The organism is Brachybacterium sp. P6-10-X1 (assembly GCF_001969445.1).
GTDB lineage: Bacteria > Actinomycetota > Actinomycetes > Actinomycetales > Dermabacteraceae > Brachybacterium.
The window spans coordinates 3,736,007-3,761,897 of sequence record NZ_CP017297.1; the positions used below are offsets into that span (position 1 = coordinate 3,736,007).

The window sequence follows — 25,891 nt, forward strand, 5'->3', positions numbered from 1 at the left end:
GTCGACGCCTCCTGCCGTGTCCGTCCGACGACGATGGTCCCTCAGGCGACCGTCGGTCGCGCTCGGGTGATGGGGCCACCCCAGGTGTGTGCGCAAACATCAGGGATGCTCTGCGGAGCTCGCGCCGCAGCCGAATCTCCGAGCTGTGCGCCCACCATGTCCCTGCGAACTGGAGTTCATGGCGGCAGAACATCACGTCGAACCCCTTGACGTGTGAGCTCGACCACCATACGTTAGCGCTAACATACCGGAGTCCGGACGGATGGCAGACGGACGGGCACCACCTCGAGTCGACGACGACGAAGGGCATTCCCATGGGTTCACAGCGCACCAGCACCACATCCCCGTCCGCCATCGGCCGCCGAACGGTGCTCGGGGCCTCCGGCGCCGGCGCCGTGGCCGCCGCCCTGGCCGCGTGCACCGGCGGCGGGCAGTCCGCCCAGGAGGCAGGCGGCGGGGGCGGGGGAGAGGGCACCCTCCAGTGGTGGGACCAGTTCCGCCCGCTGACCGAGACCTTCGAACAGGATCTGTTCGGGCCGTTCATGGAGGAGAACCCGGAGATCACGGTCGAGCGCCGCCAGCTCGCGGCCGCGGACCTGGGTCAGGCCCTGCAGATCGCCAGCCGCAGCGACCAGCTGCCGGACGTCCACTCCCTGGCCGGCCTGGACTCCTCACCCGCAGCGCTGGTCAGCGACGACTGGTTCCAGCCCATCGGCGAGTTCGCCGACTTCGAATCCAGCGAGATCGCCGACCAGCTCTACGACGGCATCCAACGATTCGACGACGAGCTGTACACGGTCCCCATGTTCTCCGGCCGGTGGCACGAGAACGTCCCCTGGTTCAACACCGCCATGATGGAGAAGGCGGGGATCGATCCTGAGGGCGAGGGGCCGGCCACCTGGGACGAGCTGCGCGACGTCACCCGGACGGTGATGGACGGGGCTGATACCGAGGGCATCTTCGTGCCCGGTCAGGACCCGGCCTATCTCAACCAGCTCGTGACCCGCCTGGCCCAGACCGCCGGAGCGCCCGGGACCATCGACTGGGCCACGGGCGAGTACGTCCAGGATTCCCAGCCGTTCCTCGACGTCTTCGAGTTCCTGCAGTCCCTGCTCCAGGACGGCCTGATCCACCCCTCCTCGCCCTCGATGAACCCTCGCGATGCCCGGGCCCGCTGGGCCGCGGGGGAGGGGGCGATCTATCCGTGGGGCGCCTGGTTCATCGGGGGGCTCTCGGTCGAGGAGCCCGAGGCCGTCGAGCGCGGCATCTCCTGCTGGCACCTGCCCGGCCCCGAGGTCGAGCGCAACCCGATCTACTCCGGCCCCTCCGGCGGGACCTTCTGGGTCTCCGCCGATGCCCGGGAGCCGGAAGCGGCCGGGCAGCTGCTGCATCGTCTGACCACCCGCGACTTCCAGATGGCACTGGCTGCCGCGATGGATCAGCCGCCGGCGCTGCTGGACGTGATCGAGGAGGCCGACGTGCACCCCGCCTACGCCCGGTGCGTGTCCTTCTTCCAGGACGACGTCCTGATCTCCCCTGTTCCGGAGTCCGGCACCCCGGGCGCCTGGCGGGTGGCCGCCGAGATGCGGGACGTCCGCCCGGACGTCGGAGACCTGCTCCAGTCGATGCTGGCGGGGGAATCGGTCGACGTCGCCGGGGAGCTGACCCGCTTCACCGACGAGCTGAGCAAGGAGCGGGACCGCGCGATCGAGGCCGTCCAGGACGAGACCGATGTCGACCTCGGCGCCTGGGTCTTCGAGAACTGGGATCCCAGCAGCGACTACGAGCGGACGGACTATGACGCACGCTGACAGCTCTGTGCTGCGGGAGGTGAGCGACCCGGGACCGGGCACCTCCCGCCGCGAGATCGCCGGCACCTCGCGGTCCCGTCCGTCGCTGCTGCGGCGCCTGCGCCGGGACTGGTGGATCTACCTGTTCCTGCTGCCCACCATCGTCGGCTACGGCGCGTACACCGTGTACCCGCTGGTGGCCTCCTGGTGGTTCGCGCTGCTGGACTGGCCGGGATTCGCCGCCGTCGGCACCTTCACCGGACTGGACAACTTCGCGCGGCTGATGGGCGATGGCCTCTTCTGGAACGCCTTCGGCAACTCCCTGATCTTCCTGATCTGCGCGGTCCCGCTGCGGGTGGGGATCGCCCTGATCCTGGCGATCCTGCTGAACCGCCGCGCGACCCCGTTCAAGGGCTTCCTGCGGACGCTGTTCTTCCTGCCGGTGGTGACCACCGGCGCGATCATCGGCGTGGTGTTCACCCTGCTGCTGGACGCCGGCGGACCGATCAGCCTCGCGATGGTGGCGTCCGGGCTGCTGGATTCGCCCGCGAACTTCGTCGCCGACACCGGCACGTCCCTGTTCGCCGGCGTGGCCGTGTGGGTCTGGAAGTGGCTGGGCATCACGATGATCTATTGGCTGGCCGCGCTGCAGACCATTCCCGAGGAGGTGCGCGAGGCCGCCATGATCGACGGCGCCGGCCCGGTGCGCGAGTTCTGGCACGTCACCCTGCCGCTGCTGATCCCGTTCCTGGTCATCATCACCTTGATCGACACCGTCGGCGCCCTGAACGTCTTCGATCTGATGTACACCATGACCGGCGGAGGGCCCTCGTTCTCCTCCGAGGTGATCGAGATCTTCATCTACCGCACCGCCTTCGGGGCGACCGTGCCCCAGCTCGGCTACGCCTCCGCGGCCGCCGTGCTGTTCGGCCTGCTGACGATGGGTCTGGCCGTGGCCCAGGCCGTCGGGGTCCGGTGGGCCCGCCGCGCGACAGGAGCGATGTCATGACCGCCCCCGGCTCCCTCGACCCGGCCCCTGAGGCGGCCGACGCCGACCGCGGGCCCATCGGCGGCGGATCGCAGCGTCGCGCCCTCGCACGCCGGAGCCGGGCACGGCGCTGGCAGGCGATCCGCGCCCGACCCGGCAACCTCCTGATCTTCCTGGGCCTGCTGATCCTGGCCGCCCTGTGGATCTACCCGTTCATCTGGCTGATCTCGGCCTCGCTGAAGACTCCCGGCGAGGTCTTCGGCTCCGGCCTCGGGCTGATCCCGGAGAAGCCGATCTGGGAGAACTACTCCCGCGCCTGGACCACCGTCGGCTTCGACAAGTACTTCCTGAACACCATCATCATCACCGCCGGCACGGTGCTGCTGATCGTCGTGCGCAGCGCGCTGGCCGGCTACGTCCTGGGCCGCTACTCCTTCGCCGGGAAGAAGCTGCTGATCATCATCTTCCTGATCACCTTCTTCCTGCCGGAGGGGTACACCATCATCCCGGTGGTGCAGCTGACGGACCAGATGGGTCTGCTCAACACGCACCTGGGCGTGATCCTGGGCCTCGGCGCCGGAGGGCAGATCGCCTCGACCCTGCTGTACGCCGGCTACTTCCGCGGCCTGCCCAAGGAGCTCGAGGAATGCGCCCGCCTCGACGGCGCGGGTCACTTCCGGATCTTCTTCCAGGTGATGCTGCCGCTGGCCTGGCCGATCACCGCGACCGTGGTGATCCTGACGTTCCTGTTCGCCTGGAACAACTATCTGCTCCCGCTGGTCTTCACCCTCAGCGAGCCGGATCTGCGCACCCTCGCCGTCGGCATGACGGCCTTCGTCGGCGAGTACGGGACCGACTGGCCCGGCATGGCCGCAGCGGCCATGCTCTCCCTGGTGCCGGTGATGATCGTGTTCGTCGTCCTGCAGAACAAGTTCGTCGACTCCATCGCCGGAGCGGTGAAGCAATGACCCGATCGGAGGATCACCCCATGACCGACCCGTCCGCCCCGCGCACCGGCCCGTCCACCCCGCGCACCGACCACCACGCCGGTCACGACCGCGCCCTGCCGGAAGCCCACGTCCGGATCGACACCCGACGCCCGCTGGGCACCGTCAGCGACGACATCTACGGCCACTTCCTCGAATCCGCCTTCTTCGGCAACATCACCGGCGGCGTGTTCGACGAGGGCTCCGAGCTCTCCCTGGACGGCCCCGGCCACCTGGACGGCATGCGCTCCGACGTGCTCGACCTGGTCAAGGAGCTGCGCCCGGGAGCGATCCGCTGGCCGGGCGGGAACTTCACCTCGGCCTACCACTGGGAGGACGGCATCGGCCCGCGCGATCAGCGCCCCGCGCGGCGCGAGCTGGCCTGGGGCGAGATCGAGACCAACCGCTACGGGACCGACGAATTCCTGGCCTGGTGCGAAGCCGTCGGGGCCGACGCCTACCTCGCCCACTCCGCGCGCGACATCGACGAGGCGGTGCGCTGGGTCGACTACACCAATGGCGCAGGGGAGACCACCATGGCCCGGGCCCGCCGCGCGAACGGCCGCGAGGACCCCTGGCGGGTGCGGTACTGGGGCGTCGGCAACGAGGTGTACGGGCCGTGGCAGATGGGCCATCGCAGCGCCGAGCGGTACGCGGAGGACGCCGCCGAGCACGCCCGCTTCATGCGCGCGGTCGACCCGGGCATCGAGCTGGTCGGGGTGGGCATCCCGTGGGACCAGGAACGCTGGACCACCCCGCTGCTGGCGAAGGCCGGCCGCTTCCTGGACCACCTCTCGCTGCACCACTACGGGGCCAGCAACCACCTGATCACCGGCGACGACTACGACGACGTCGTCGCCCAGTCGCTGTTCTTCGAACGGGAGATCTCCCGCTACTCCCAGCTGATCACCGACCTCTCCGCCCGGCTGGGCCTGGACCGGGTGCCGCAGCTGGTGATCGACGAATGGAACATGCGCCATCTCGAACCGGCCTCCTGGCCCGAGCCCCGGGCGGGGGCCGACGGCGGCATCGCGGAGCGGGACACCCCCGCGGTCGAAGGGCTCCCGCAGCACACGAGGGTCAGCCGCTACAGCCCGCGCACGCTGGGCGACGCCGTCTTCTCGGCAGGAGTCTTCCAGGCCATCCATCGCAGCGTCGGCGACGCCTCGGCGGTGACCATGGCCAACCCGGTGAATCTGCTCAACGCCAACGGCATCGTCGTGGCCCGCCCGGAGGGTGCCTTCGGCTCGACGCTCTATCACGTGTGGCACCTCTACCGGCACCACACCGGCCGCACCGTGCTGCCGGTGACGGTCGACGGCCCCGCGCGGTCGACGAACGTCCGCCTGGGCGACAGCCGGGACCCGGAGGGGAACCAGCCCACCGCCCCGATGACGGTGCCCTACCTCGACGTGGTCGCCACCCGCGCGGACGACGGGTCGATCCGGCTGGCCGTGGTCAACCGCCACCGCTCGCAGTCGATCCGGCTGCGCCCGGTGCTGGACGACTCCGCGGACGCCACACCGACTCGGGCCCGCATCCGGTCCCTCGGCGGGGACGTCACGGATCTGAACGCGTCCAACAGCCTCTCCGCGCCGGCGACGGTCGCCGTGCGCGACCTCGGCGACGTCGCGGCCGACGGGGGAGCGTGGGTGCTGCCACCGCACTCCGTCAGCGTGCTGATCTTGGCCGGGGCCGGTACCTGAGGGACGCTGGGAAGCATCCGCACCACCATGCCGAGGTGCCATGCCTCGGCGTGACACCGGACAGGAAGGACCTCATGGAGCAGCCGAACATCCTCCTGCTGTGCACCGACCAGCAGCGGTTCGACGCCGTCGGCGCCTCCGGCAATCCGCACATCGACACCCCGCACCTGGACCGGCTCGCCGCCGACGGGGTGCTGTTCGAGAACTGCTACGTGCAGTCCCCGGTGTGCGGGCCGTCCCGGGCGAGCCTGATGACGGGACGCTATGTGCCCTCGCACGGTCTCTACGCCAACGGGGTGGACCTGCCCGCTCACGAACGGCTGTTCACCCGGGATCTGGCCGATGCCGGCTACGACTGCGGGCTGGTCGGCAAACTGCACCTGGGCGCCTGCGCCGGTGGCCGCAGCGAGCCCCGCACCGACGACGGTCTGCGCGTCTTCCGGTGGGCGCACGACCCGTACCCGGGGTCGTCGGAGAACGCGTATCACCGCTGGCTGCGGGCGAGGTACCCCGAGCTGTACGAGGAGGCCCTGCAGCAGGGCGGTCACGGCTTCGACGCCATGCCCACCCGAGCGCACTACACCCACTGGATCGGGCAGGAGACGATCGACTTCCTGCGCCGCGACCGGAAGGCCGACGCCCCGTTCTTCGTCGCGGCGAACTTCTTCGATCCCCACCACGGCTTCGGCGCGCCGCAGGAGTACCTGGACCGCTACCCGCTGCAGGACGTCCCGGCTCCGGTGACGTTCGAGGGGGAGCTGGCCACGAAGCCGCCGATCCACACCGAGGCGTCCGAGAGGTCCTACGCCGGAGCGGCGAAAGGGTACGCCGAGTACTCCGCAGCGGAGCTGCAGGAGGCTCGCCGCGCCTACTACGCGATGGTCTCGCTGGTGGACGACGAAGTCGGCCGCATCCTCGACGCCCTCGAGGAGGAGGGTCTCGCCGAGACCACGATCGTGGTCTTCACCAGTGACCACGGCGAGATGCTGGGCGACCACCAGCTGATGCTCAAGGGGCCGTTCATGTACGACTGCGCGATCAAGGTGCCGCTGATCATGCGCTGGCCCGGCCTCTCGCAGCCTGGTTCCCGTCGGCAGGAGCTGGTGCAGTGGGTGGATCTGGCGCCGACGTTCCTCGGTGCGGCCGGCCTCCCGGTGCCGGATGCGGTCCAGGGGGAGAGCCTGGAACCGCTGATGCGCGGAGCGGACGTCTCCTGGCGGGAGTGGGCCCTGTGCCACTACCGCAACAGCGGCAACCCCTATCCCGACCCCGCGCACGTGACGATGCTGCGCCACGGCCGATACAAGCTCGTCGTGCACCACGGATCCCCCGCCAGCTCCCGGGAGCGGGCCGGGGAGCTCTACGACCTGGAGACCGACCCGCAGGAGCTCACGAACCTCTGGGACGAGGAGGGGCACCGCGAGACGCGGAGGTGGCTGCAGGAGATGCTGCTCGATGTCGAGGTCGCGACCGAGGACCGCAGCGCCGCCAGGGTCGCGGTGTGGTGAGGCCCCCGGCCGGTCCGTCGGCCGGTCCGCCGACCGGTCCGCCGACCCCGGCGTGGCCACGGCTCCCCTCCGCGACCCAGCCGACCTCTGCGGACTCGTTCCCATAAGCGGCCTTGGCACCGACACCGCAGAACTCGGCAGTCGGGAAGCGAGTGGCAGAGGGCGCCTCGTGGTGAAGCGCCGGTGCGGGGCCCGGCGCGTCCGCCGTGGTCCGGATCCGGAGAGATTCCTGCGCACAGCGCGCGGTTCTGCCACGGTGGAGGCATGGCAGAACCGCGAGACCTCCGCCCGGCCGCCAATGCGATCGCGACCATCGTCGAGGGCGTTCCCGATAAGTCCCTGACAGATCCGACGCCGTCGTCGGACTACCGCGTCGGCGATCTCCTCGAGCACATCGACGGACTCTCGACCGGTCTGCAGGCGGCCGCTCGCAAGGAGTCGGTGCCGGAGGCGGAGCTGCGCGACGGGGACGCCGCCCTGCTGCGGTCCGACTGGCGCGAGCGCATCCCCGTCCAGCTGGCCGACCTCGCGCGGGCATGGGCGCACCCCACGTCGTGGCAAGGCGAGACGATCGAGGGCGGCATCCCCATCCTGGCCTCCGCCGCGGGGATGTTCGTGCTCGATGAGCTGATCGTCCACGGCTGGGAGCTGGCGCGAGCCACCGGCCAGCCGTTCGACGCGCGCGAGGACGACGTGCTCTCCCTCATCGACTTCCTCGAATCGCTGCCGCCGATGCCGGAATCGGAAGGGCTGTTCGCCCCGCCCGAGCCGGTGCCGTCGGCGGCCCCGCCGCTGGACCGCCTGATCGGGTTGACCGGCCGCGATCCCGCGTGGCTGGGGGCCTCGCGAGAGCGCTAGCTAGGCGACGTCGACAGGCATCCGCCACCGGCACCGTTGCCGCCCACCCCAAGTGGGCTAAACCATTTCGGGTCATGTGGTGGCCCAGCACGGTGTCACCCTGTCGAGGAGGCCGGTCATGGGCACATTCGAAGCCGTCGTACGCGTCATCACGGACAATCTGTTCGCGCAGGTGTCCATCCTCATCGGGCTGATCGCGCTCGTCGGGCTGATCCTGCAGCGCAAGCCGTTCGACGAGGTCGTCGCCGGTGCTCTGCGCGCCACCATCGGCGTGGTCATCCTGAACATCGGCGTCGAGATCTTCACCGGTGGGCTGACCAGCTTCCAGGCGATCGTCTCCAGCGCCATGGGGCTCGAGCCGCCGCAGGCCACCTCCACCCTCGCCGACTTCACCGCCGGCGCCGGATCGGTGGTGCCGCTGATCATCGCGGGCGGCTTCGTCGTCCACCTGGTCCTGGTGCGGATCTTCCCGGCGGCCCGATTCGTCTACCTCACCGGCCATCTCATGTACTGGATGAGCGTCGTCATCGCCGCCTCCCTGGTCGAAGCCTTCGGCGACGTCAATCGATGGGTGCTGGCTGCCGTCGGCTCGATCCTCATCGGCTGCTACTGGGTGCTGCAGCCTCTGTGGACCCGACCGCTGATGCGGAAGGTGATGGGCGACGACGAGGTGGGCCTCGGCCACACCGACTCGCTGATCGCCGTCGCCTCCGGCTACGGCGCCCGAGCGCTGAAGCTCGGCGACCCCGTCGAGCACGACTCCGAGAACGTGCGCCTGCCCAAGCCGATCTCGTTCTTCAAGGACATCAACGTCTCCACCGCCACCGTCATCAGCGTGATCATGGTGATCGCGATCCTGTTCGCCGATTCCGGCGTGGTCAGCGAGCAGATGGGAGACGCGACGGTCCTGCCCGGCGTCTGGGCGATCCTCCAGGCGCTGCGCTTCGCCGCCGGCATCGCGATCCTGCTGTTCGGTGTGCGCATGTTCCTGGCGGAGATCGTCCCGGCCTTCAAGGGCCTGTCCGAGAAGGCGCTGCCGGGCACGAAGCCCGCCCTCGACCTCCCGGTCACCTTCACCCGCGCCCCCACCGCGGTCATGATCGGCTTCCTCGCCTCGACCGTGGTGTTCCTGGCGCTGATGCTGGTCTTCGCCGCCACCGGCTGGTTCGTCCTGGTCCCCCCGATGATCATGCTGTTCTTCGGTGGAGGCGCCGGCGGCGTGTTCGGCAACGCGGTGGCCGGCTGGCGCGGCGCGATCTTCGGCGGCGTCCTCAACGGCATCGTGCTCTCCGTCGGCCAGGCCATCGGCTGGAGTCTCTATGCCGGCACCGCCCCGGAGCTCGCGACCCTCGCCGACGCCGACTGGTACGCGGTCGGCTGGGCGCTCATCGGCCTCGGCTCGCTCCTCGCCCCGCTGGGCGCCTGGGCGGTCTGGGTGCTCGCCGGGGCCGCGCTCGTGATCACCATCGCGATTCTCGTGGTGCTGGGCCGTCGAAGCAGCTCCACCGGCACCGGTGAGGGGGCTGCTGAGGCCCGCGTGCCCGCCGCTGTCGGCGCGGGCGCCGTGGCCGTCGACCAGGAGGCCAATGGGCCGGAGCCGGTCAGTTCGCCCGGGAGGGCTTCCTCGGACGCAGGACCGGGACCGGCTGCGGCGACGACACCGGCCGCGTCGACGTCGTCGGGGGACCGACCGGAGATGCTCGACGTGCTCGCCGTCTGCGGCGCCGGCATGGGATCGAGCCTGATCCTGCGCACCACCGCCGAGAAGGCGCTGCAGCGCCTCGACATCCCGGCGACCCTGCGTCACACCGACGTCGGCTCCGCCCGCGGCGAGCGCGTCGACGTGGTGATCGCGCAGCAGACCTATCTCGACGAGCTCGGGGACATCGCCCCCGTGATGGTTCCGATCACCGACTTCGTGAATCTCGACCACGTCGAACAGCGGCTCCGTGAGGGCCTGGAGAAGGAGGGATGGCGATGATCGACGACCTCACCGCCCTGATCAGTCAGGTGATCGACGACAATCACGACGCGCTGGATTCCTCGGCCGAGGCGATCGCGGCTTCCGGGCGCGACGGCGGGCTGATCTACGCGGCCGGGGCCGGACACTCCCTGGCTGCCGTGATGGAGACGTTCTTCCGCGCCGGCGGCCTCGCCTTCGTGCGGCCGCTGTGGAACGACCGCATCCTGCCGCTGGCCGGAGCACGGGCGTCGACAGCAGCGGAGCGCGAAGTGGGCCTCGGCGCGGGCATCGCCCAGCAGGCCCCCATCACCGACGCCGACACCGTGCTGATCTTCTCCAACTCCGGGGTGAACCCCTACCCGGTGGAGATCGCGGAGCACGCCCGGGAACAAGGGGCCACGGTCATCGCGATGACCTCGGTCGCCGCGAGCGCGACAGCACCGAAGAGAGCCGACCACCGACTGTTCGAGGTCGCCGACATCGTCCTGGACACCGCGGTGCCCGCAGGGGACGTCACGTGGCCCCCGGAGGCACCCGTCACAGCTCCGGCCTCGACGCTCCTGACGGCGTCGCTGTGGGCGGCGATCCTGCGGCGCATCGACACGATCGCCCCGGACGCCCCGCGCTGGAAGAGCGCGAACGTCGCGGGCACCGACGACCTCAACGCCGCACTCGTAGAGCGCTTCGGCCCCCGGATTCCTGAGCTGTGACCGGCGCGATCTGAGCCGACAGCTCGAAACGGTCACCCGGATAGGTGGAGACCGTGCGCTCGATCGAGCGGCCCCCCGTGCCGGACGTGCGGACGAACTCGAGCACGGCCGTGCCCTGGTCGACGCCGAGCTCCTGGGCATCCTCCGGACGGATGGTCGCGGCCCGGATGATCTGCTCGCCGGCGTCGAACACGATGCCGTAGCGCGCCTCGAGCTCTCCGTAGAGGGAGCGCCGGGTGAAGTCGACGTCGACGAGCCCGGGGACGACGCGCGCATCCAGCGCAGTCCGCTCCAATGCCATGGGTCGGCCGTCGGCGAGGCGCACCCGATCCAGACGGGTCACGGGCGATCCCTTCTCGAGTCCGAGCGCCTCCGCCGTGGACGCATCGGCCGGCTCCTCGAGAAGCCGCAGCACCCGCGAGCCCGCCTCGATCCCCCGTGCGGCCATGTCCTGCGTGAACCCCGTGAGATGCAGCGGCAGATTCACCGCCGGGCGGGCGACGAAGGAGCCGCGGCCCACTTCGCGCACGATCCGACCCTCACGGGTGAGCTCGTCCAGAGCGCGTCGCGCGGTCATCCGCGAAACCCCGGAATCCACGGCCAGGGCCCGCTCGCTGGGGACGGACGAGCCGACCGGGAGCTTCTCGATCTCGCGGCGCAGGTCGTCCACGAGTGCGCGGAACTTGGAGCGGTCGACCATGCGTCGATCTTCGCACGGGCCGCACGAGAGCACCCCGTCCGCTGTCGGTCGAGATGTGCGCGACGGCCACGTCGGGGAGCTCATGAAGCGACGACCAGGTAGAACCCCGCGCGCTTGCCGTGTACGGTCCGAGACGTCGCCGGGCTTCGCGCCCGGCGTCGGCATGTCCTCGGTCGTGCCGCGGTCGGGGACCTGCCCGCACTGTGACAACGCTCGAGGAGAGGACACCATGACCACGGCGACCATGACCGACGATCTCTACCGCACCCGACTCACGGAGACGGCCGAGCCCGTCGCCCGCGAGCACCCCACCGTCTGGGGCGCCGCCGAGGACGGCCCCTTCGACGCCGCGGCGCTCGCCGCGCACGATCAGCGCGGCTTCACCATCATGCAGGACCTCGTCACCGCGGACGAGGTGGCGACGTACCGCGAGGAGCTGGACCGGCTCAGCGCCGACAGCTCGCTGCGGGAGGACGACCGCGTGATCACCGAACGCGCTTCCGGCGAGGTCCGCTCGATCTTCGCCGTCCAGCAGCTCAGCGAACTGATCGACCAGCTCTCCCGAGATCCGCGGCTGCTGGAGCGCGCCCGCCAGCTGCTCGGCTCGGACGTCTACCTGCACCAGAGCCGGATCAACTCCATGCCCGGCTTCAGGGGCAACGGCTTCTTCTGGCACTCCGACTTCGAGTCCTGGCACGCCGAGGACGGCATGCCCGCGCCCCGCGCCGTCAGCTGCTCGATCGCACTGACGCCGAACTTCCCCTACAACGGTGGGCTGATGGTCATGCCCGGCTCCCACCGCACCTTCGTGCCGAGCGTGGGGGAGACCCCCGAGAACAACCACCTCTCCTCGCTCAAGGAGCAGACGGTCGGCGTGCCCTCGGAGGAGGTCATCACCGATATGGCCCACCGCCATGGCATCGACCAGTTCACCGGCCCGGCCGGCTCGGCCCTCTGGTTCGACGCGAACATCATGCACGGCTCGGGCAACAACATCACCCCGTTCCCGCGCTCGAACATCTTCATGGTGTTCAACAGCGTCGAGAACACCCTGGTGCAGCCGTATGCGGCCGCCGCTCCGCGCCCCGACCACATCGCGCACCGGGACGCTCGGCCGCTGAGCTGATGACCGAGGAAGCGATCCCGCCACAGGTGGCGGGAGACGGCGACGGGGACGGACGAGCAGATCGTCCGTCCCCATCGTCCTGCGCGCCGGCTCGCCATGGCGGTCGAGATCCGCACCGGCGGCGATCCCGCATGGGGTGGGAGGCGATGCACCACCTCCCGGGACCGGGCAGGCGGGATCCCGTCGTGGCCGGCGAGTAGCCCGCTCAGCCCCTCACCGCCACAGGAAGCAGTGCGTGTACCCGTTGGGGGCGGTGACCTGCTGCAGCTCGAAGCGATCGGCGAGCTCCTCGGGGCTCTCCCAGAGCTTCAGCCCGGTGCCGAGCTCCCACGGGGCGACGGCGATGTGCATCTCGTCGATCAGGTCCGCCTCGAGGAACTCCCGCACGGTGGTGACCCCGCCGCCGATCCGCACGTCCTGACCGTCTGCCGCCGCGGTCGCCTGCGCGAGAGCGTCGGCAGGTGTCGCATCCAGGAAGTGGAAGGTGGTCTCCCCGAGAGAGAAGGAGGGGCGCACGTGATGGGTCAGCACGAACACCGGCGTGTGGAACGGCGGCCGTCGCCCCACCAGCCTCGCCAGGTCTCGTCGGCCCATGGCCCGCGCTGCGGACCGAACTTGTTGCGCCCCATGATCTCGGCGCCGATGTTGCGGGAGAAATCGCGGGTGAGGTGGTCCTCGAAGCCTCGTGACCCGCCCGGATCGGTGCGGCCCGGCCAGCTGGCCGTGGCCCCGGCCCAGGCGAACAAGTCGCCCGGATCGACGTGGCCGAAGGGGTGCTCGTAGCTCTGCTCCGCCCCGGCGCCGATGCCGTCGCGGGAGACGGTGAAGTTCTGGACACGTACACGAGCCATGACGGGAGCCCTCCTCGGGCCTCGGATCCTCGGATGCCCTGCCCATCGTGCCCCGCAGTGCGCCCGGTGTCACGGTGTTTCCGGCGTCCGGGTTTCCGCACTGGGCACCGCAGATCGCGCCCGCTACCGTGGTGCCGCGATACCGCCGACGATGAGGTGAGCGATGTTCGTCCTCGACCAGGGCAGCGGGCCGGCCGTGGTGCTGGTGCCCGGCCTGGGCTGCGACCACACGATGTACGCGCCCCAGCTCGACGCGCTGTCGGGCATGCGACTGCTGGCAGCAGATCTGCGCGGCACCGGGCGTTCGCCGAGCCTCGAGGGCATCCCGCTCGCCGACGTGCTCTCCACCCAGGCCGACGACATCGTCGACGCTCTGCAGGAGCGCGGCATCGAGAGCGCCCACCTCGTCGGCATCTCCTACGGCGGCGTCGTGGTGCAGCAGGTCATGGCGCGCCATCCCGAGCTGGCCCGCTCCGCGGTGATCTGCGACAGCCTGTGTGACACCGGGCCCCGCACGCTTACAGAACGGGTGCAGATGTGGCCCGCCCATCTGCAGCCCGCGATGCTCCGCGCCGTCCCCCGTCGGGCGCTGGCGAAAGCCACGCGCGCGGCCTACCCGCGCTGGCCCGAGGCCGGCGAGGCGATGGCCCAGGTGTTCCTCCGTGCGGATCTCGGCGACCTGATCACCCAGCGCCGCGTGGTCAACACGATCCGTTTCGAGGAGATGCTGCGCGGCTGCGAGACGCCCACGCTGTGCCTGGTCGGCGACCAGTCCGCCCTGGCGAAGTCGATGATGGTCCGTACCCACGACGCGCTGGCGCACTCCGAGTTCCACATCATCCCCGACTCCTTCGACCCCTCCAGCCTGTGCAACCCGGAGGCCTTCACCGCCCATCTGCAGCGCTGGGTCACCGCGCGGGAAGCGGGGGAGAGGCTCGGGCTGCCGCTGATCTGAGGGACACCGCGACGACGGAGACGCTCCGGCGGGCCGGTGGCCGCCATCTGTTCCACCGTTCGAACGACGGGATCGATACGCTCGGAGGACCACACCTCCTGCGCGGGATCGGAGGACCACACCTCCCGTGCGGGAGCAGCGCCGTCCCCGCGGGAACGTCCCCGCCCACGCGGGAGCGCGCCCGCCCACCGTCGAAGGAGACTCCAGTGCCCGGCATCGACGAACTCGACGCGATCACCCAGGACGAGCTGATCGCCACCGGGGCCACCCGCTGGGCCCGCGGCGAGGACGTGATCGGCGCCTTCGTCGCCGAGATGGACTTCGGCACCGCCGCGCCGATCACCCAGCGGCTGCACCGCGAGGTGGACCGTGGCGCCTTCGGGTACCTTCCCTCAGGCATGAAGGCCGAGATGCAGCAGGCGACCGCCGAGTTCCTGCATCGTCGGACGGGATGGGCGGTGAACCCGGCCGACATCCACGAGATGCCCGACGTCATCTCCGTGTTCGAGGCGGTGCTGGACCACTTCCTGCGGCCGGGTGCGAAGATCATCGTCCCCACGCCCTCCTACATGCCTTTCCTCCAGGTCCCCGCCCTCCACGGCCGGGAGATCCTCGAGGTCGAGATGGTCGCCGACGAAGGCGGCCGCTACCGCTACGACCTGGACGCCCTCGAGGCCGCCTTCGACGCCGGGGGCGAGCTGCTGGTGCTGTGCAATCCGCACAACCCCACCGGGAGAGTGTTCTCCCGCGAGGAGATGGAGCCGCTGGTGGAACTGGTGGACCGCAAGGGCGGGCGCGTGTTCTCCGACGAGATCTGGATGCCGCTGGTGCTCCAGGGCGAGCACGTCCCCTACGCCACGCTGAGCGAGACCGCCGCCGGACACGCGCTCACCGCGGTCGCCGCGTCGAAGGCGTTCAACCTGCCCGGGCTCAAGTGCGCCCAGATGATCACCAGCAACGACGCCGACCGCGCCCACTGGAACGAGGTGGGGCACTTCCCCATGCACGGCGCCGCGAACCTCGGCCTCGCCGCCACCTCTGCTGCGTATGACCAGGGCGCGGCCTGGCTCGACGACGTCGTGACCTACCTGCGCCGCAACCGCGAGACCCTCACCGAGCTGGTCACGACGCTCCTGCCCCAGGCACGGATCACCACCCTCGAGGGCACCTACGTCGCCTGGCTCGACCTGCGCGCCTACTCCATCACCGGCTCCCTGCACGACCAGCTGCTCGAGCATGCCCGCGTCGAATGCACCGACGGCACCGCCTGCGGTCGGTCCTGGGAGGGCTTCGTCCGCTTCATCTACGCGATGCCGCACCCGCTGCTGGTCGAGGCGATCACCCGGATCGCGGAGGTGCTGGAGCCGGAGCGCGCCGGGCGGTGACCGGACACCGGTGGGGGAGGCCCCCTGGCGCCCGCATCGCACTGTCGTCATGCTGGGAGGCATGAGCGAGACATCTCCTCCGACTGCAGCCCGGAACGTCCTGGTCGCCGGGGCCGGCGGCTACCTGGGCCGCCACCTCGTCACCGAGCTGGCGAGGGGCGGCCACAGAGTGCGCTGCCTGGTCCGGCGGCCCGAGGAGCTGGCCCGCCCCGGCCGATCCGGCGCCCCCTCCCTCGCCGGGCTCGACCTCGACGTGCGCAGCGCCGATGTCACCGACCCCTCCACGCTCGCCTCGATCGCGGACGGCGTCGACGCCGTGATCTCGACCATCGGAGTGACCGGCCACGGCGGGGATCCGTGGCGCGTCGACCACGCCGGGAACCTCGCCCTGCTCGACGCAGCCCTCGCTGCCGGCGTGCGGCGCGTCGTCTTCGTGAACGTGCTGCACGCCGAGCAGATCCCCGCTGACCTCACCCGTGCCAAGAGCGCCTTCGCCGCGACGCTGCGCCGCACCACCGACCAGCACCTGATCGTGAATCCGTCGGGCTACTTCTCCGATCTCGGCGCCTATGCCTCGATGGCCCGGCGCGGCGTCGCCCTCGTCGTCGGCGGCGGGCGGGCACGCCTCTCGCCGATCGACGGCGCCGACCTCGCCGCCGTGATCCGTCAGCAGCTCGAGGCGGGCACGACGGGAGACCTGGACGTCGGCGGGCCGCAGACCCTCACCCACCACGAGATCGCCGAGCTCGCCTTCGAGGCGAGGGGGAAGCGCCCCCGCATCGCCTCGGTTCCGCTGCCGGTGGCGCGCGCCGGCCTCGCCCCGGTGCGCATGGTCGCGCCGTCGGCCGCCGGGATCGCCACCTTCCTGCTCGCCGGGCTCGCCGCGGACTCCGCCGCCCCGCCCTACGGCCACCGCCGCATGGCGGAGCACTTCCAGCAGCTCGCCGCCGCGGACGACAGCGGCCGGCGATGACCGGGGTCGGCCAGGCCGACGGGGCCGACTGGGGCATCGAGGCCTTCGACCCCGCCCTCTATCTCGACCGGATCGGCGTCGAGCCGGGCCCGCCGAGCCTCGACCTCCTCGAGCGCATCCACCGTGCGCACGTGGCGACCTTCCCCTTCAGCAACCTCGACGTGCTGCTGGGACGCCACCCCGGCGTCGACCCCGAGACCGTCGCCCGGCGCATGCTGCACGAGGGCGCCGGCGGGTACTGCTTCGAGCACGCCCAGCTGTTGGCCGGGGTGCTCGAGCGGCTGGGGATGACGGTGCGGCGCCGGCTGGGCCGTGTCCATTCCCCGACCAACACCCGCACCCACATGACCGTCGACGTCGAGCTCGAGGAGCGGTGGTGGATGCTGGATCCCGGCTTCGGCCTCTCCCTGACCGGTCCGATCCCGCGCGAGGACGGCGCCCGACGCGAGGAATGGTTCGGCACCCTGTCGATGCATCACCTCGAGAGTGCCGGCGGCATCGAGCAGTGGGAGCTGCGCCGCGGCGAGGATCTCCAGCACGTCACCGACCTGCTGCCCGTGGTGCCGGCCGACGTCCGCGCGGGCCACCACGTCACCTCGACCATGCCCGGTGCCGGGCCCTTCACGACAATGCTCATCGTCAGCCGATTCACCGAGGACGGGCACGTGACCGTCACCAGCGCCGCCCGCACGATCCGTCGGCCCGGGCAGGAGACCATCCACGAGGAACTGACTCCCGCGCAGGTGATCGACGCCGTCGCGGACCTCGGCCTGCCTCTGGACGCCGGCACCGCCCGCACGCTGCGGAACCTCCGGGCGCAGGAGCCAGCGGGCTGAGATGCGGCCCGCTGCCTGCGCCCGCGGCCCCTGGCCCGCAGACCGCAGCCTGCTGCCGGTCAGCCGGCGAGCAGGTGCTCCGGGATGGCCTCGCGCCCCTCGACCTCCGCGATCAACGACCGATCGATGGTCGACCCGCGACGGACGACGGTGAGGTTGCCGCGCGTCTCGAGGATCACGAGCTCGGCCTCGCCCAGGTCGAGCACTCCGTGGGAGCGCAACAGTTCCCACAGATTCCGCTGCGTGAGGTGGACCCGGTGCAGCCCGGAGGGCATCGGCCGTCCTCCGATCATCAGGACCGTCGGCCGTCGACGTGGCAGCGGGTGCGGCAGCTTGCGCATCGTCCCCAGCAGGTACTCCATGACCATCAGCGTGTTCAGCACGATCAGCGCACCCAGCATGGTCGGCGCCTCGCCGAGGGTGGCGCGCGCGGTGACCCCGCCGATCACGGCGAGCACCGCGAAGCTGCCGACGGTGGGGTTCGCCATCAGGCGCGGGCCCGACAGATGCATGAGCAGCGCGAAGAACAGGTACAGCACGATGGTGGAGACCACCACGCCCAGCGCTCCGCTCCAGCTGATGCCGATGTAGTCCCGCCACACGATGTCCCAGTCGATCATCGCTCCATTGTGGCGTGTCGCCGGTGCCCGGCCTCGTCAGCCCTCCTCGATCAGCGCCCGGAACGCGACCTCTGCCGCCTCGGCGACGAGCCGGTCGTCGTACTCGGCGTCCGGAGCGTCGCGATGCGACATCACCGCGATCACGATCGGGGCGCGATCGCCCGACGGCCAGGCGATGCCCAGATCATTGCGGGTGCCGTAGGCGGCGGCACCGGACTTGCTGCCGACCTCCCACCCGTCGAGCGCCCCCGCCATGATCAGCGTGTCCCCCGTGGTCGTCGTGGTGAGCATCTCGGTCAGCAGCTCGCTCCGGTCGGCGTCGAGCACGCCGTCGAGCACGAATGCCTGCAGGGACGTCGCCAGGGCACGCGGGGTGCTGGTGTCGCGGACATCGCCGGGGGAGACCTCGTTGAGCTCCGGCTCCCAGCGGTCCACGCTCGTGGTGCGATCGCCGATCGCCCGCAGCGCGGCCTCGAGTCCCGCGGGGCCGCCGAGCTGGGCGAGGAGCAGATTGCCCGCGGTGTTGTCGCTGTAGCGCACGGCGGCGTCCGCCACCTCGCGGAGGGTGACCGTGCTCCCGACCTGCTCCTGCAGGATGGGCGAATACTCGACGAGGTCCTCCGCCTCCACCGGGATGGGAATCTCCAGATCAGGTGCCGAGTCGAGCACTGCAGCGGCAGCCAGGGCCTTGAGGGTCGAGGCGTGGCCGAATCGTTCGTCGGCCCGGTGCTCGATGCGCGTACCGCTGCCCGTGTCGAGAGCGAACAGGCCGAGGGTGGCGGAGAAGCGGCTCTCGAGAGCGGAGAACGCAGCGTCGGGGGAGGCCGGCCCGCCGGTGGCGGGCTCAGGGGCGGCGGCGTCCGCCGACTCGCGGCCCGCGGCGGCGGCGCAGCCGGTGAGCGCAAGCGGTGCGGCGGACAGGATGACGGTGCGGCGGGAGACGGATGTCGTCATGGGGACCTCCTCAGGTCGTGGTGTGAGTGTCAGGGGCGCAGGTGCGAGGCGCCGTTCAGATCCAGCACCGCGCCCGAGGCCCACTGCGCCCCGGGCGAGGTGAGGTAGACGATCGCGGCGGCGACCTCCTCGGCGGTGCCCACCCGCCCGAAAGGGCTCTGAGAGCGCACGTCATCGCCTGCCTCGCTGTCGAGCTTCGGCTGCTGGCGCTCGGTGGCGATGAACCCGGGAGCGACCGACGCCACCGCGATCCCGAGCGGGGCCAGGGACAAGGCGAGGGACTGGCCGAGAGCGTGCAGCCCCGCCTTCGCCGCGGCATACGCGGGCGCGCCGGGCTCTCCGCGGAAGGCTCCGCGGGATCCGACGTTCACGATCACCCCCGGGGCGTCGCGGGCGATGAGGGAACGGGCCACCAGGTAGCTGACGTTCGCCGGGGCGGTGAGGTCCACGTCGATCATCCGGGTGAAGCGCTGCTGCCAGGTGGCGTAGTCCGTCGCCTCCACGGGGTGGTCCGTGGACTCCCCGGGTGCGATCCCGGCATTGTTGACCAGCACGTCGATCTGCCCCAGCCCCGCCTCGGCCTCGGAGACCACGCGCCGGGCGGTCTCGGGGTCGGCGAGGTCCCCGCCGACGAGCACATGGCCCTCGCCGGAGAGCCGTGCCAGGGTCTCCTCGGCATCGGCCCTGTTCGCGGCGTAGTGGACCGCGACGCGCTCGCCGCGCTCGCTCAGCGCGATCGCCGTCGCCCGGCCGATGCCGCGGGAGGCCCCCGTGACCAGTGCGCATCTCATGCGTTCATGTCCTTTCGTGGCGAGTCCCCATGGCGAATCCGATGCCGGACATCGTCCAGCTTGCCGCACCGAAGGGGCCGAGCGGGACAACGCGAGGTGGCCTACAGGGGTCGGGTCCGACGCACGGGGGATCGAGAGTGTCATTCCTGGCGCCTCCGGGCGGCGCGAGGCGCCCGGATCGACGCTCTCGATCCTCACGTCCGGCCGCACTCCGTGCGTCCTCCCCGCCGGTGAGCTCTTCGCCGAGGAGGTGCTGGCTGAGAGGATCGGGGCATCGCACCTGCCAGGACAGGAGACGCTGCCGTGATCACTCGACGACGCTTCACCGCCTCGGCCGGCGCGCTCGCCGGCGCGTCCCTCCTCGGCTCCTGCGGCCGGCCGCGCACGGATCCGCCACCCGAGGAGAGCTCGCAGGCGTCGGGCGCTCAAGCCCTGGCCTCTGTGATCACCACCGGCCTGCAGGCGCCCTGGTCGATCGCGTTCGTCGGCGAGAGCGCATTGATCAGCGAACGCGACTCCGCCCGGATCCTCGAGCTCACCGCCGACGGCACCACCCGCGAGGTCGGCGTGATCGACGGCGTCGACCCCGGGGGAGAGGGCGGCCTGCTCGGCCTGGCTGTGCACGAGGGTCAGCTGTTCACCTATCTCACGGCTGCCGAGAGCAATCGGATCGAGCGCCGCGAGCTGACCGGATCCCCCGGTGGCTTCGGGCTCGGCACTGCCCGGACCGTGCTCGAGGGCATCCCGTCGGCACGGATCCACAACGGTGGCCGCCTCGCGATAGGGCCGGACGACATGCTGTACGCGACCACCGGCGACGCGGGGGATCGCGACAGCGCCCAGGACCTCGACTCCCTCGGCGGGAAGATCCTGCGGATGGCGCCCGACGGGACGGCACCGGCCGACAATCCCTTCCCCGACTCGCTGGTCCACAGCTACGGGCACCGCAACTGCCAGGGGATCGCCTGGGACGAGGAGGGCACGATGTATGCCAGCGAGTTCGGACAGGACACCTGGGACGAGCTGAATCTCATCGAGCCCGGCGGCAATTACGGCTGGCCGCATGTCGAGGGCATCGCCGAGCAGGAGGGCTACCGCGATCCGCTGCAGCAGTGGGAGCCGGCCGAGGCCAGTCCCAGCGGCATCGCGATCACCGGTCGAAACCTCTACCTCGCGAACCTCCGTGGCCGACGCCTGCGCGTGGTGCCGTTGCCGGACCCGTCGACCGCGTCGGAGCTGCTGGTCGGGGAGTACGGGCGGCTGCGCGACGTGGTCCTCGCGCCCGACGGCTCGCTCTGGGTGCTGACCAACACCACCGACGGCCGCGGCGACCCGGCCGAGGAGGGGGATCGGATTCTGCGGGTGGCGGTGGAATGAGCCGCTGAGAAATACTGGGCACATCGCACGAGAGGATGTGCGGGTGTGCGTTCTTCTCTGCGCGGCCGTCGGACGGGCGTGCCGGAAGCAGCACCCGGGCGGGAGGGGCGCCCCGGCAGCCGTGAGCGGCCGAGCTGAGGGACTGGGTGCTATCGCTTCGGGTCCGCGCCGGGGTCGTCATCGGTCCTCAGGAGGTCGCGGATCGAGGCCCGGAACGTCGACGTGACCTTGAGCGGGACCTCCTGATCGACCACGCCGTGATGACCCAGCCGGAGGGTGAGCACGGTTCCGGTCGGGGTCGTCGCGGTGCGGACGTCGAGGATCTCCGCGGCCGCCTCCGGGCCCACCAGGATCTCATCGCCCTCGATCGTGAGTGCTTCTCCCGCCCGCAGCTGCAACCCGTGCGCGGAGCACACGTCGAAGACGTGATCATTGGATTCGAACCACTCCTGGGGCCGTGAGCCGCACCCTCGGACCTCGCAGCGACGGGGGAACGCCTCGGCGTGCTCTCTGGCTCCGTAGCGCATGATCTCAGCTCCCTCCGACTCCACGGTAGGCACGCGACAGCATCCCGCCCAAGGCTCCCGACCAGTCGGACGATCCCGTCCCGCGGCCCTCGCACGGTCTGCTCCCACGGGGCGCGCGTCCAGGCCGGATCCGCGCTGTCCGTCCGCTCGCCGACGACGTGATCCGAGATCGCATCGAAGGCCGCGGTCCCCTCCGCGTGGAGGGGCAGGGAGGGTGCTGCGGCGTTCTCATCGATCCGTCCCGGCCGGCCGGTGCCCGGGATCGGCACCACCGGCAGGTCGTGGCGTCAGCCCTGCGGGGGCGATCGCCCGGCGAGGGTGACGGCCCGGCGAGGGCGGCTGCGCGGCGGGGACGTCGGCCCGGAGGACGCCGTCCCCGTGTCGGCGTCAGTCGGTCCTGTCCTTGTTCCCGAACATGCCCTCGGCCGCGCCCTTGACGGTGTCGCGGGCGTCCTGGGCCTTGTCCTTCAGCGCGGCCTTGCCCTGCTCGGCCCGACCCTCGGCCTGGGTCTCCTTGTCGTCGGTCAGCTTGCCGAAACCCTCCTTGGCCTGGCCGCTCACCGTGTCCTTGACGTTCTCGAACTTCTCTTCGTTGCTCATCGGTGTCTCCTGGCGATGACGGGATCACACGAATCGTCCCGTGGGGCGAGCATACGACCCGGTGTCGCCCCAGGGCCCGGACTCCGACCTCCCGGTCGGGAGCGGGGCGTGCTCCGCCGTCGCGGATCCTGCGGCCGCCGCCGCGCCCCTCACATCTCCTGCGCGGCCAGCGGGATCCGGCCGCCGGCGAGGATCATGTCGACCTGCCGCGGCGAGAGATCATGATGCAGACCCACCTCGCGGCCGCCGATCGTCGCGGTGATCTGCCGCCCGGCGCGCAGCGCCTCGTGGATCCCGCCGAGGACCACCTCGTCGCCCTGCGTGCACCGGCCGTGGTCAGCAGGATCGTCGAACGCGAGGCCGAGGATCCCGAAGTTGGCGAGGTTCTGCCAGTGGATCCGTGCGAAGGAGGTCGCGATCACCGCGCGCAGCCCCAGGTAGCGCGGGGCGATCACGGCGTGCTCGCGGGAGGAGCCCTGCCCGTAGTTCTCCCCGGCGATCACCACATGCCCGTCCGTCGCCTCGCGGGCCCGCTGCGGGTAGGTCTCATCGAGCCGGGTGAACGAGAACTCGGCGATCTTGGGGATGTTGCTGCGGAAGGGCAGCACCCGGGAGCCGGCCGGCATGATCTCGTCGGTGGAGACGTTGTCGCCCATCACCAGCAGCGCCGGCACCCTCAGATCGTCCTCGACGGGCGAGAAGTCCGGGAGCTTCGAGATGTTCGGCCCCTTGACAAGCTCGACCTTCGCGGCCTCCTCGGGCGGCAGCGGCGGCAGCAGCATGTCGTCCACCGTCGAGTAGAACTCGGGCATGGTGGGTCGCGGGTAGACGAGGTCGTGGCTGGTCTCCAGCGTGCGCGGATCGGTGATCTTCCCGGTCAGGGCCGCGGCCGCGGCGGTCTCGGGGGAGCACAGCCAGACGGCGTCCTCCTCCGTGCCGGAGCGGCCGGGGAAGTTGCGCGGCATGGTGCGCAGGGAGTTGCGGCCGGTCGCGGGGGCCTGCCCCATGCCGATGCAGCCCATGCAGCCGGACTGGTGGATGCGGGCCCCGGCGGTGACCAGCGAGGTGAGCCAGCCGCCGGAGATCAGGTCGGCGAGGACCTCGCGGGAGGTGGGGTTGATGTCCAGGGAGAGGCCGGCGGCGGTCTGCTGGCCGTCGAGGATCTCTCCGACCACCGCGAAGTCCCGCAGGCCGGGGTTCGCCGAGGAGCCCACGACCACCTGGGAGACGTCCTCACCGGCCACGGAGGCGACGGTGACGACGTTGCCGGGGGAGGACGGCCTTGCGATCAGCGGTTCCAGCTGCGAGAGGTCGATGCGCTCGGTGACGTCATAGGTGGCGCCCTCATCGGCCTCCCAGCGCTCGAACTCGTCGGCGCGGCCGACGGCCTCGAGGTAGGTGCGGGCCGCGTCGTCGGCGGGGAAGACCGTCGCGGTGGCACCCAGCTCGGCGCCCATGTTCGCGATGACGTGGCGGTCCATCGCGGTCAGCTGCTTCAGCCCCTCACCGTGGTACTCGATGATGCGGCCGACGCCGCCCTTGACGCCGTGGCGACGCAGCATCTCCAGCACCACGTCCTTGGCGCTGACCCAGTCCGGCAGCGACCCGGTCAGCTCCACGCCCCAGATCTCCGGGGTCGAGACGTACAGCGGCTGGCCGGCCATCGCCATCGCGATCTCGAGGCCGCCGACGCCGATCGCGAGCATCCCCAGCGCACCGGCTGCGCAGGTGTGGGAGTCCGAGCCGATCAGCAGAGCGCCGGGACGGCCGAAGTGGGCCTGATGAACGGGATGGGAGACGCCGTTGCCGGCCTGGGAGAACCACAGGCCGAAGCGTTGGGCGGCGGACTGCAGGAACAGGTGGTCGTCGGGGTTCTTCTCGTCGGTCTGCAGGAGGTTGTGATCGACGTACTGGACCGACAGCTCGGTGCGGATCCGGTCCAGGCCCATCGCCTCGAGCTCGAGCATCACCATGGTGCCGGTGGCGTCCTGGGTGAGGGTCTGGTCGACCCGCAGGCCGACCTCCGAGCCGGGCTCCAGCGATCCTTCGACGAGGTGCTCGGCGATGAGCTTCTGTGCGACGTTGCGTGACACGGTCCTGCCCTCCTGACATCGGTGTCCGCCACCGGCCCGGCAGCAGACCTCCTCCCACCGTAGCCGGTCCGGGCGCTGATGCACCGGTGCACGGACCGACCGCCGCTGGACGCTCGCCGTCACCCGTCGTCATCCGGACGCTCGCCTCGGCGCCGCGGCCCGTGGTGTACGGTCCCGGCATGAACACCCGTTGGTTTAGCTATGCGCGGTCGGCCCTGGAGGGGCCGGCGATGCCATAGCGTCACCAACCCCTTCAGAGCCGACAGGGCAGAGCAGATGCTCTGCCCTTCGCCATTCCCGGCGGGCTCTGCAGCGGGTCCGCCCTGATCCCAGGACAGGACCCATGACAGCTCTCGACACCGCCGTGGTCGCCCGCGCCACGGACGCCGCCCCCGCCGCAGACGCGACCGCCGCCCCCGCCGCAGACGCGACCGTCGCCGCAGGCGCCCGCACCGCACCGCCTTCCGACGGACCCGCCGTGCCCCCGCAGCGGCCCGGCACCGCGTCCGACCGTCACATCACGAGCCTCACCGCGCTGCCCACCCCGGCCGAGCTCCTCGCGGACCTGCCCCTGGACCCGGATTTCGCCGAGCTGGTCTCTGACAGCCGCGAGGCCGTCCGCGCCGTCCTCGAGGGCACGGACGACCGGCTGCTGGTGGTCGTCGGGCCCTGCTCGATCCACGATCCCGAGGCGGGCCTCGAGTACGCCCGGCTGCTGGCCGCGGCGCAGGCAGAGCTGGGCGAGGACCTGCTGCTGGTGATGCGCACCTACTTCGAGAAGCCGCGCACCACCGTCGGCTGGAAGGGGCTGATCAACGACCCGCACCTCAACGGCAGCCACGACATCGCCACCGGGCTGCGTCGGGCCCGCGGTTTCCTGCGCGAGGTCACCGCGCTCGGCCTGCCGTGCGCCACCGAGTTCCTCGAGCCCATCAGCCCGCAGTACATCGCCGACCTCATCAGCTGGGGCGCGATCGGGGCGCGGACCACCGAGAGCCAGATCCACCGCCAGCTCGCCTCCGGGCTGTCGATGCCGATCGGCTTCAAGAACGGCACCGACGGCGGCATCCAGGTGGCGCTCGATGCTGCTGCGGCGGCCTCGGCCCCGCAGGCCTTCCTCGGGATCGGGGCCGACGGGCGAGCGAGCCTCGTGGCGACCACCGGGAACCCGGACGTCTCGCTCATCCTGCGCGGCGGGGCGACCGGCGCGAACTGGGGTCCGGGACCCGTGCGCACCGCCGCCGAGCGACTGGTCGAGCAGGGCCTCCGCCCGCGCCTGATCATCGACGCCAGCCACGGCAACAGCGGCAAGGACCACCTCCGCCAGGCGGAGGTCGCCCGTTCGCTGGCCGACCAGGTCGCCGTCGACGGCGAAGCGGTCGCCGGGATCATGCTCGAGAGCAACCTCGTCGCCGGTGCCCAGAAGCTCGACGTGGGCGCCGGTCCCGAAGGGCTCGCACACGGTCAATCCGTGACGGATGCGTGCATGGGCTGGGAGGTCACGGCCGAGGTGCTGCGCGAGCTCGCCGGGGGAGCGCGGCGGCGTCGGGTCGCGGCGGTGAGGTGATCGCGGGGACCTGGCGGGTACGCACCG

The 25,891-nt window shown here is 71.1% G+C and carries 24 protein-coding genes; 15 read left to right on the top strand and 9 right to left on the bottom strand.

Translation table 11 applies throughout. From position 1 onward, the window contains the following. Positions 1–314 precede the first annotated feature (314 nt). The 8 genes from BH708_RS16650 (at position 315) to BH708_RS16685 (ending at position 10,509) form a co-directional block, all read left to right on the top strand. Entirely contained in the window at positions 315–1,811 is a 1,497-nt protein-coding gene (locus tag BH708_RS16650; RefSeq protein WP_076810127.1) for an ABC transporter substrate-binding protein, read from the top strand. Further along, the gene (locus BH708_RS16655) at positions 1,798–2,799 is read left to right on the top strand and encodes a carbohydrate ABC transporter permease (RefSeq protein WP_083713719.1); all 1,002 of its coding nucleotides are present in this window, start codon (positions 1,798–1,800) and stop codon (positions 2,797–2,799) included. Before BH708_RS16650 ends, BH708_RS16655 begins: the two co-directional genes overlap by 14 nt. Further along, on the top strand, positions 2,796–3,746 hold the full coding sequence (locus BH708_RS16660; protein ID WP_083713720.1) for a carbohydrate ABC transporter permease: 951 nt from the start codon (positions 2,796–2,798) through the stop codon (positions 3,744–3,746). Before BH708_RS16655 ends, BH708_RS16660 begins: the two co-directional genes overlap by 4 nt. A gap of 20 nt (positions 3,747–3,766) precedes the next feature. Next, the gene (locus BH708_RS16665) at positions 3,767–5,470 is read left to right on the top strand and encodes an alpha-L-arabinofuranosidase C-terminal domain-containing protein (RefSeq protein WP_083713722.1); all 1,704 of its coding nucleotides are present in this window, start codon (positions 3,767–3,769) and stop codon (positions 5,468–5,470) included. A gap of 74 nt (positions 5,471–5,544) precedes the next feature. Next, a complete protein-coding gene (locus BH708_RS16670) occupies positions 5,545–6,978 on the top strand; it encodes a sulfatase-like hydrolase/transferase (protein ID WP_076810128.1) in 1,434 nt (477 codons plus the stop codon). Positions 6,979–7,242: 264 nt separating this feature from the next. Further along, the gene (locus BH708_RS16675) at positions 7,243–7,836 is read left to right on the top strand and encodes a TIGR03086 family metal-binding protein (RefSeq protein WP_076810129.1); all 594 of its coding nucleotides are present in this window, start codon (positions 7,243–7,245) and stop codon (positions 7,834–7,836) included. A 118-nt stretch (positions 7,837–7,954) separates the two neighbouring features. Next, entirely contained in the window at positions 7,955–9,817 is a 1,863-nt protein-coding gene (locus BH708_RS16680; protein ID WP_076810130.1) for a PTS transporter subunit IIC, read from the top strand. Further along, a complete protein-coding gene (locus BH708_RS16685) occupies positions 9,814–10,509 on the top strand; it encodes a sugar isomerase domain-containing protein (protein ID WP_076811496.1) in 696 nt (231 codons plus the stop codon). Before BH708_RS16680 ends, BH708_RS16685 begins: the two co-directional genes overlap by 4 nt. On the opposite strand, the gene BH708_RS16690 is transcribed toward BH708_RS16685, so the two are convergent. After that, positions 10,460–11,209, bottom strand: a complete 750-nt coding sequence (locus tag BH708_RS16690) for a GntR family transcriptional regulator (protein ID WP_076810131.1) — start codon at positions 11,207–11,209, stop codon at positions 10,460–10,462. The genes BH708_RS16685 and BH708_RS16690 overlap by 50 nt on opposite strands. Positions 11,210–11,438: 229 nt before the next feature. Between BH708_RS16690 and thpD the strand changes: the two genes are divergently transcribed. Then, positions 11,439–12,335 (top strand): ectoine hydroxylase, encoded by an 897-nt coding sequence (gene thpD, locus BH708_RS16695; protein ID WP_076810132.1) that lies wholly within the window; start codon positions 11,439–11,441, stop codon positions 12,333–12,335. A 213-nt stretch (positions 12,336–12,548) separates the two neighbouring features. Here the strand turns inward: thpD and BH708_RS20620 are convergent, their stop codons facing one another. Both BH708_RS20620 and BH708_RS20625 read right to left on the bottom strand, forming a co-directional pair. Beyond that, on the bottom strand, positions 12,549–12,872 hold the full coding sequence (locus BH708_RS20620; RefSeq protein ID WP_371329881.1) for a dihydrofolate reductase family protein: 324 nt from the start codon (positions 12,870–12,872) through the stop codon (positions 12,549–12,551). After that, entirely contained in the window at positions 12,860–13,186 is a 327-nt protein-coding gene (locus BH708_RS20625; protein ID WP_371329882.1) for a hypothetical protein, read from the bottom strand. The genes BH708_RS20620 and BH708_RS20625 overlap by 13 nt, the downstream gene beginning before the upstream one ends. A 163-nt stretch (positions 13,187–13,349) precedes the next feature. Here BH708_RS20625 and BH708_RS16705 point away from each other — a divergent pair, with 163 nt between their 5' ends. From BH708_RS16705 to BH708_RS16720, 4 genes are all read left to right on the top strand, one after another. Next, on the top strand, positions 13,350–14,141 hold the full coding sequence (locus BH708_RS16705) for an alpha/beta fold hydrolase (protein ID WP_076810133.1): 792 nt from the start codon (positions 13,350–13,352) through the stop codon (positions 14,139–14,141). Positions 14,142–14,347: 206 nt separating this feature from the next. Further along, the gene (locus tag BH708_RS16710) at positions 14,348–15,526 is read left to right on the top strand and encodes a MalY/PatB family protein (protein ID WP_076810134.1); all 1,179 of its coding nucleotides are present in this window, start codon (positions 14,348–14,350) and stop codon (positions 15,524–15,526) included. 61 nt (positions 15,527–15,587) lie between these two features. Continuing rightward, positions 15,588–16,499 (top strand): SDR family oxidoreductase, encoded by a 912-nt coding sequence (locus tag BH708_RS16715; protein WP_076811498.1) that lies wholly within the window; start codon positions 15,588–15,590, stop codon positions 16,497–16,499. Next, positions 16,496–17,335, top strand: coding sequence for an arylamine N-acetyltransferase (locus tag BH708_RS16720; protein WP_076810135.1), 840 nt, complete (start codon positions 16,496–16,498; stop codon positions 17,333–17,335). The genes BH708_RS16715 and BH708_RS16720 overlap by 4 nt, the downstream gene beginning before the upstream one ends. 59 nt (positions 17,336–17,394) lie before the next feature. Here BH708_RS16720 and BH708_RS16725 read toward each other — a convergent pair whose 3' ends face one another. The 3 genes from BH708_RS16725 to BH708_RS16735 are packed head-to-tail and all read right to left on the bottom strand — an operon-like array spanning position 17,395 to position 19,700. Beyond that, entirely contained in the window at positions 17,395–17,955 is a 561-nt protein-coding gene (locus tag BH708_RS16725; protein WP_076810136.1) for a DUF421 domain-containing protein, read from the bottom strand. Between the two features lie 36 nt (positions 17,956–17,991). Continuing rightward, entirely contained in the window at positions 17,992–18,909 is a 918-nt protein-coding gene (bla, locus tag BH708_RS16730; protein ID WP_076810137.1) for a class A beta-lactamase, read from the bottom strand. A 29-nt stretch (positions 18,910–18,938) separates the two neighbouring features. Next, on the bottom strand, positions 18,939–19,700 hold the full coding sequence (locus BH708_RS16735; protein WP_076810138.1) for an SDR family NAD(P)-dependent oxidoreductase: 762 nt from the start codon (positions 19,698–19,700) through the stop codon (positions 18,939–18,941). Positions 19,701–20,003: 303 nt separating this feature from the next. Here BH708_RS16735 and BH708_RS16740 point away from each other — a divergent pair, with 303 nt between their 5' ends. Beyond that, positions 20,004–21,077 carry a sorbosone dehydrogenase family protein gene (locus tag BH708_RS16740; protein ID WP_157236024.1) on the top strand — a complete coding sequence of 358 codons (1,074 nt, stop codon included), beginning with the start codon at positions 20,004–20,006 and terminating at the stop codon, positions 21,075–21,077. Positions 21,078–21,226: 149 nt separating this feature from the next. Here BH708_RS16740 and BH708_RS16745 read toward each other — a convergent pair whose 3' ends face one another. The 3 genes from BH708_RS16745 to BH708_RS16755 form a co-directional block, all read right to left on the bottom strand. Further along, a complete protein-coding gene (locus BH708_RS16745) occupies positions 21,227–21,604 on the bottom strand; it encodes a hypothetical protein (protein WP_076810139.1) in 378 nt (125 codons plus the stop codon). A gap of 387 nt (positions 21,605–21,991) precedes the next feature. Next, positions 21,992–22,204 (bottom strand): CsbD family protein, encoded by a 213-nt coding sequence (locus BH708_RS16750; protein ID WP_076810140.1) that lies wholly within the window; start codon positions 22,202–22,204, stop codon positions 21,992–21,994. Positions 22,205–22,353: 149 nt separating this feature from the next. Beyond that, on the bottom strand, positions 22,354–24,297 hold the full coding sequence (locus BH708_RS16755; protein ID WP_076810141.1) for an aconitate hydratase: 1,944 nt from the start codon (positions 24,295–24,297) through the stop codon (positions 22,354–22,356). A gap of 343 nt (positions 24,298–24,640) precedes the next feature. Between BH708_RS16755 and BH708_RS16760 the strand changes: the two genes are divergently transcribed. Continuing rightward, the gene (locus BH708_RS16760) at positions 24,641–25,864 is read left to right on the top strand and encodes a 3-deoxy-7-phosphoheptulonate synthase (RefSeq protein WP_083713728.1); all 1,224 of its coding nucleotides are present in this window, start codon (positions 24,641–24,643) and stop codon (positions 25,862–25,864) included. Positions 25,865–25,891 lie beyond the last annotated feature (27 nt).

What these genes read in the sequence shown, in the direction of transcription:
- BH708_RS16650 (WP_076810127.1), top strand. Translation starts at nt 315, where the DNA reads ATGGGTTCACAGCGCACCAGCACCACATCCCCGTCCGCCATCGGCCGC.
- BH708_RS16655 (WP_083713719.1), top strand. Translation starts at nt 1,798, where the DNA reads ATGACGCACGCTGACAGCTCTGTGCTGCGGGAGGTGAGCGACCCGGGA.
- BH708_RS16660 (WP_083713720.1), top strand. Translation starts at nt 2,796, where the DNA reads ATGACCGCCCCCGGCTCCCTCGACCCGGCCCCTGAGGCGGCCGACGCC.
- BH708_RS16665 (WP_083713722.1), top strand. Translation starts at nt 3,767, where the DNA reads ATGACCGACCCGTCCGCCCCGCGCACCGGCCCGTCCACCCCGCGCACC.
- BH708_RS16670 (WP_076810128.1), top strand. Translation starts at nt 5,545, where the DNA reads ATGGAGCAGCCGAACATCCTCCTGCTGTGCACCGACCAGCAGCGGTTC.
- BH708_RS16675 (WP_076810129.1), top strand. Translation starts at nt 7,243, where the DNA reads ATGGCAGAACCGCGAGACCTCCGCCCGGCCGCCAATGCGATCGCGACC.
- BH708_RS16680 (WP_076810130.1), top strand. Translation starts at nt 7,955, where the DNA reads ATGGGCACATTCGAAGCCGTCGTACGCGTCATCACGGACAATCTGTTC.
- BH708_RS16685 (WP_076811496.1), top strand. Translation starts at nt 9,814, where the DNA reads ATGATCGACGACCTCACCGCCCTGATCAGTCAGGTGATCGACGACAAT.
- BH708_RS16690 (WP_076810131.1), bottom strand. Translation starts at nt 11,209, where the DNA reads ATGGTCGACCGCTCCAAGTTCCGCGCACTCGTGGACGACCTGCGCCGC.
- thpD (WP_076810132.1), top strand. Translation starts at nt 11,439, where the DNA reads ATGACCACGGCGACCATGACCGACGATCTCTACCGCACCCGACTCACG.
- BH708_RS20625 (WP_371329882.1), bottom strand. Translation starts at nt 13,186, where the DNA reads ATGGCTCGTGTACGTGTCCAGAACTTCACCGTCTCCCGCGACGGCATC.
- BH708_RS16705 (WP_076810133.1), top strand. Translation starts at nt 13,350, where the DNA reads ATGTTCGTCCTCGACCAGGGCAGCGGGCCGGCCGTGGTGCTGGTGCCC.
- BH708_RS16715 (WP_076811498.1), top strand. Translation starts at nt 15,588, where the DNA reads ATGAGCGAGACATCTCCTCCGACTGCAGCCCGGAACGTCCTGGTCGCC.
- BH708_RS16720 (WP_076810135.1), top strand. Translation starts at nt 16,496, where the DNA reads ATGACCGGGGTCGGCCAGGCCGACGGGGCCGACTGGGGCATCGAGGCC.
- BH708_RS16725 (WP_076810136.1), bottom strand. Translation starts at nt 17,955, where the DNA reads ATGATCGACTGGGACATCGTGTGGCGGGACTACATCGGCATCAGCTGG.
- bla (WP_076810137.1), bottom strand. Translation starts at nt 18,909, where the DNA reads ATGACGACATCCGTCTCCCGCCGCACCGTCATCCTGTCCGCCGCACCG.
- BH708_RS16735 (WP_076810138.1), bottom strand. Translation starts at nt 19,700, where the DNA reads ATGAGATGCGCACTGGTCACGGGGGCCTCCCGCGGCATCGGCCGGGCG.
- BH708_RS16745 (WP_076810139.1), bottom strand. Translation starts at nt 21,604, where the DNA reads ATGCGCTACGGAGCCAGAGAGCACGCCGAGGCGTTCCCCCGTCGCTGC.
- BH708_RS16750 (WP_076810140.1), bottom strand. Translation starts at nt 22,204, where the DNA reads ATGAGCAACGAAGAGAAGTTCGAGAACGTCAAGGACACGGTGAGCGGC.
- BH708_RS16760 (WP_083713728.1), top strand. Translation starts at nt 24,641, where the DNA reads ATGACAGCTCTCGACACCGCCGTGGTCGCCCGCGCCACGGACGCCGCC.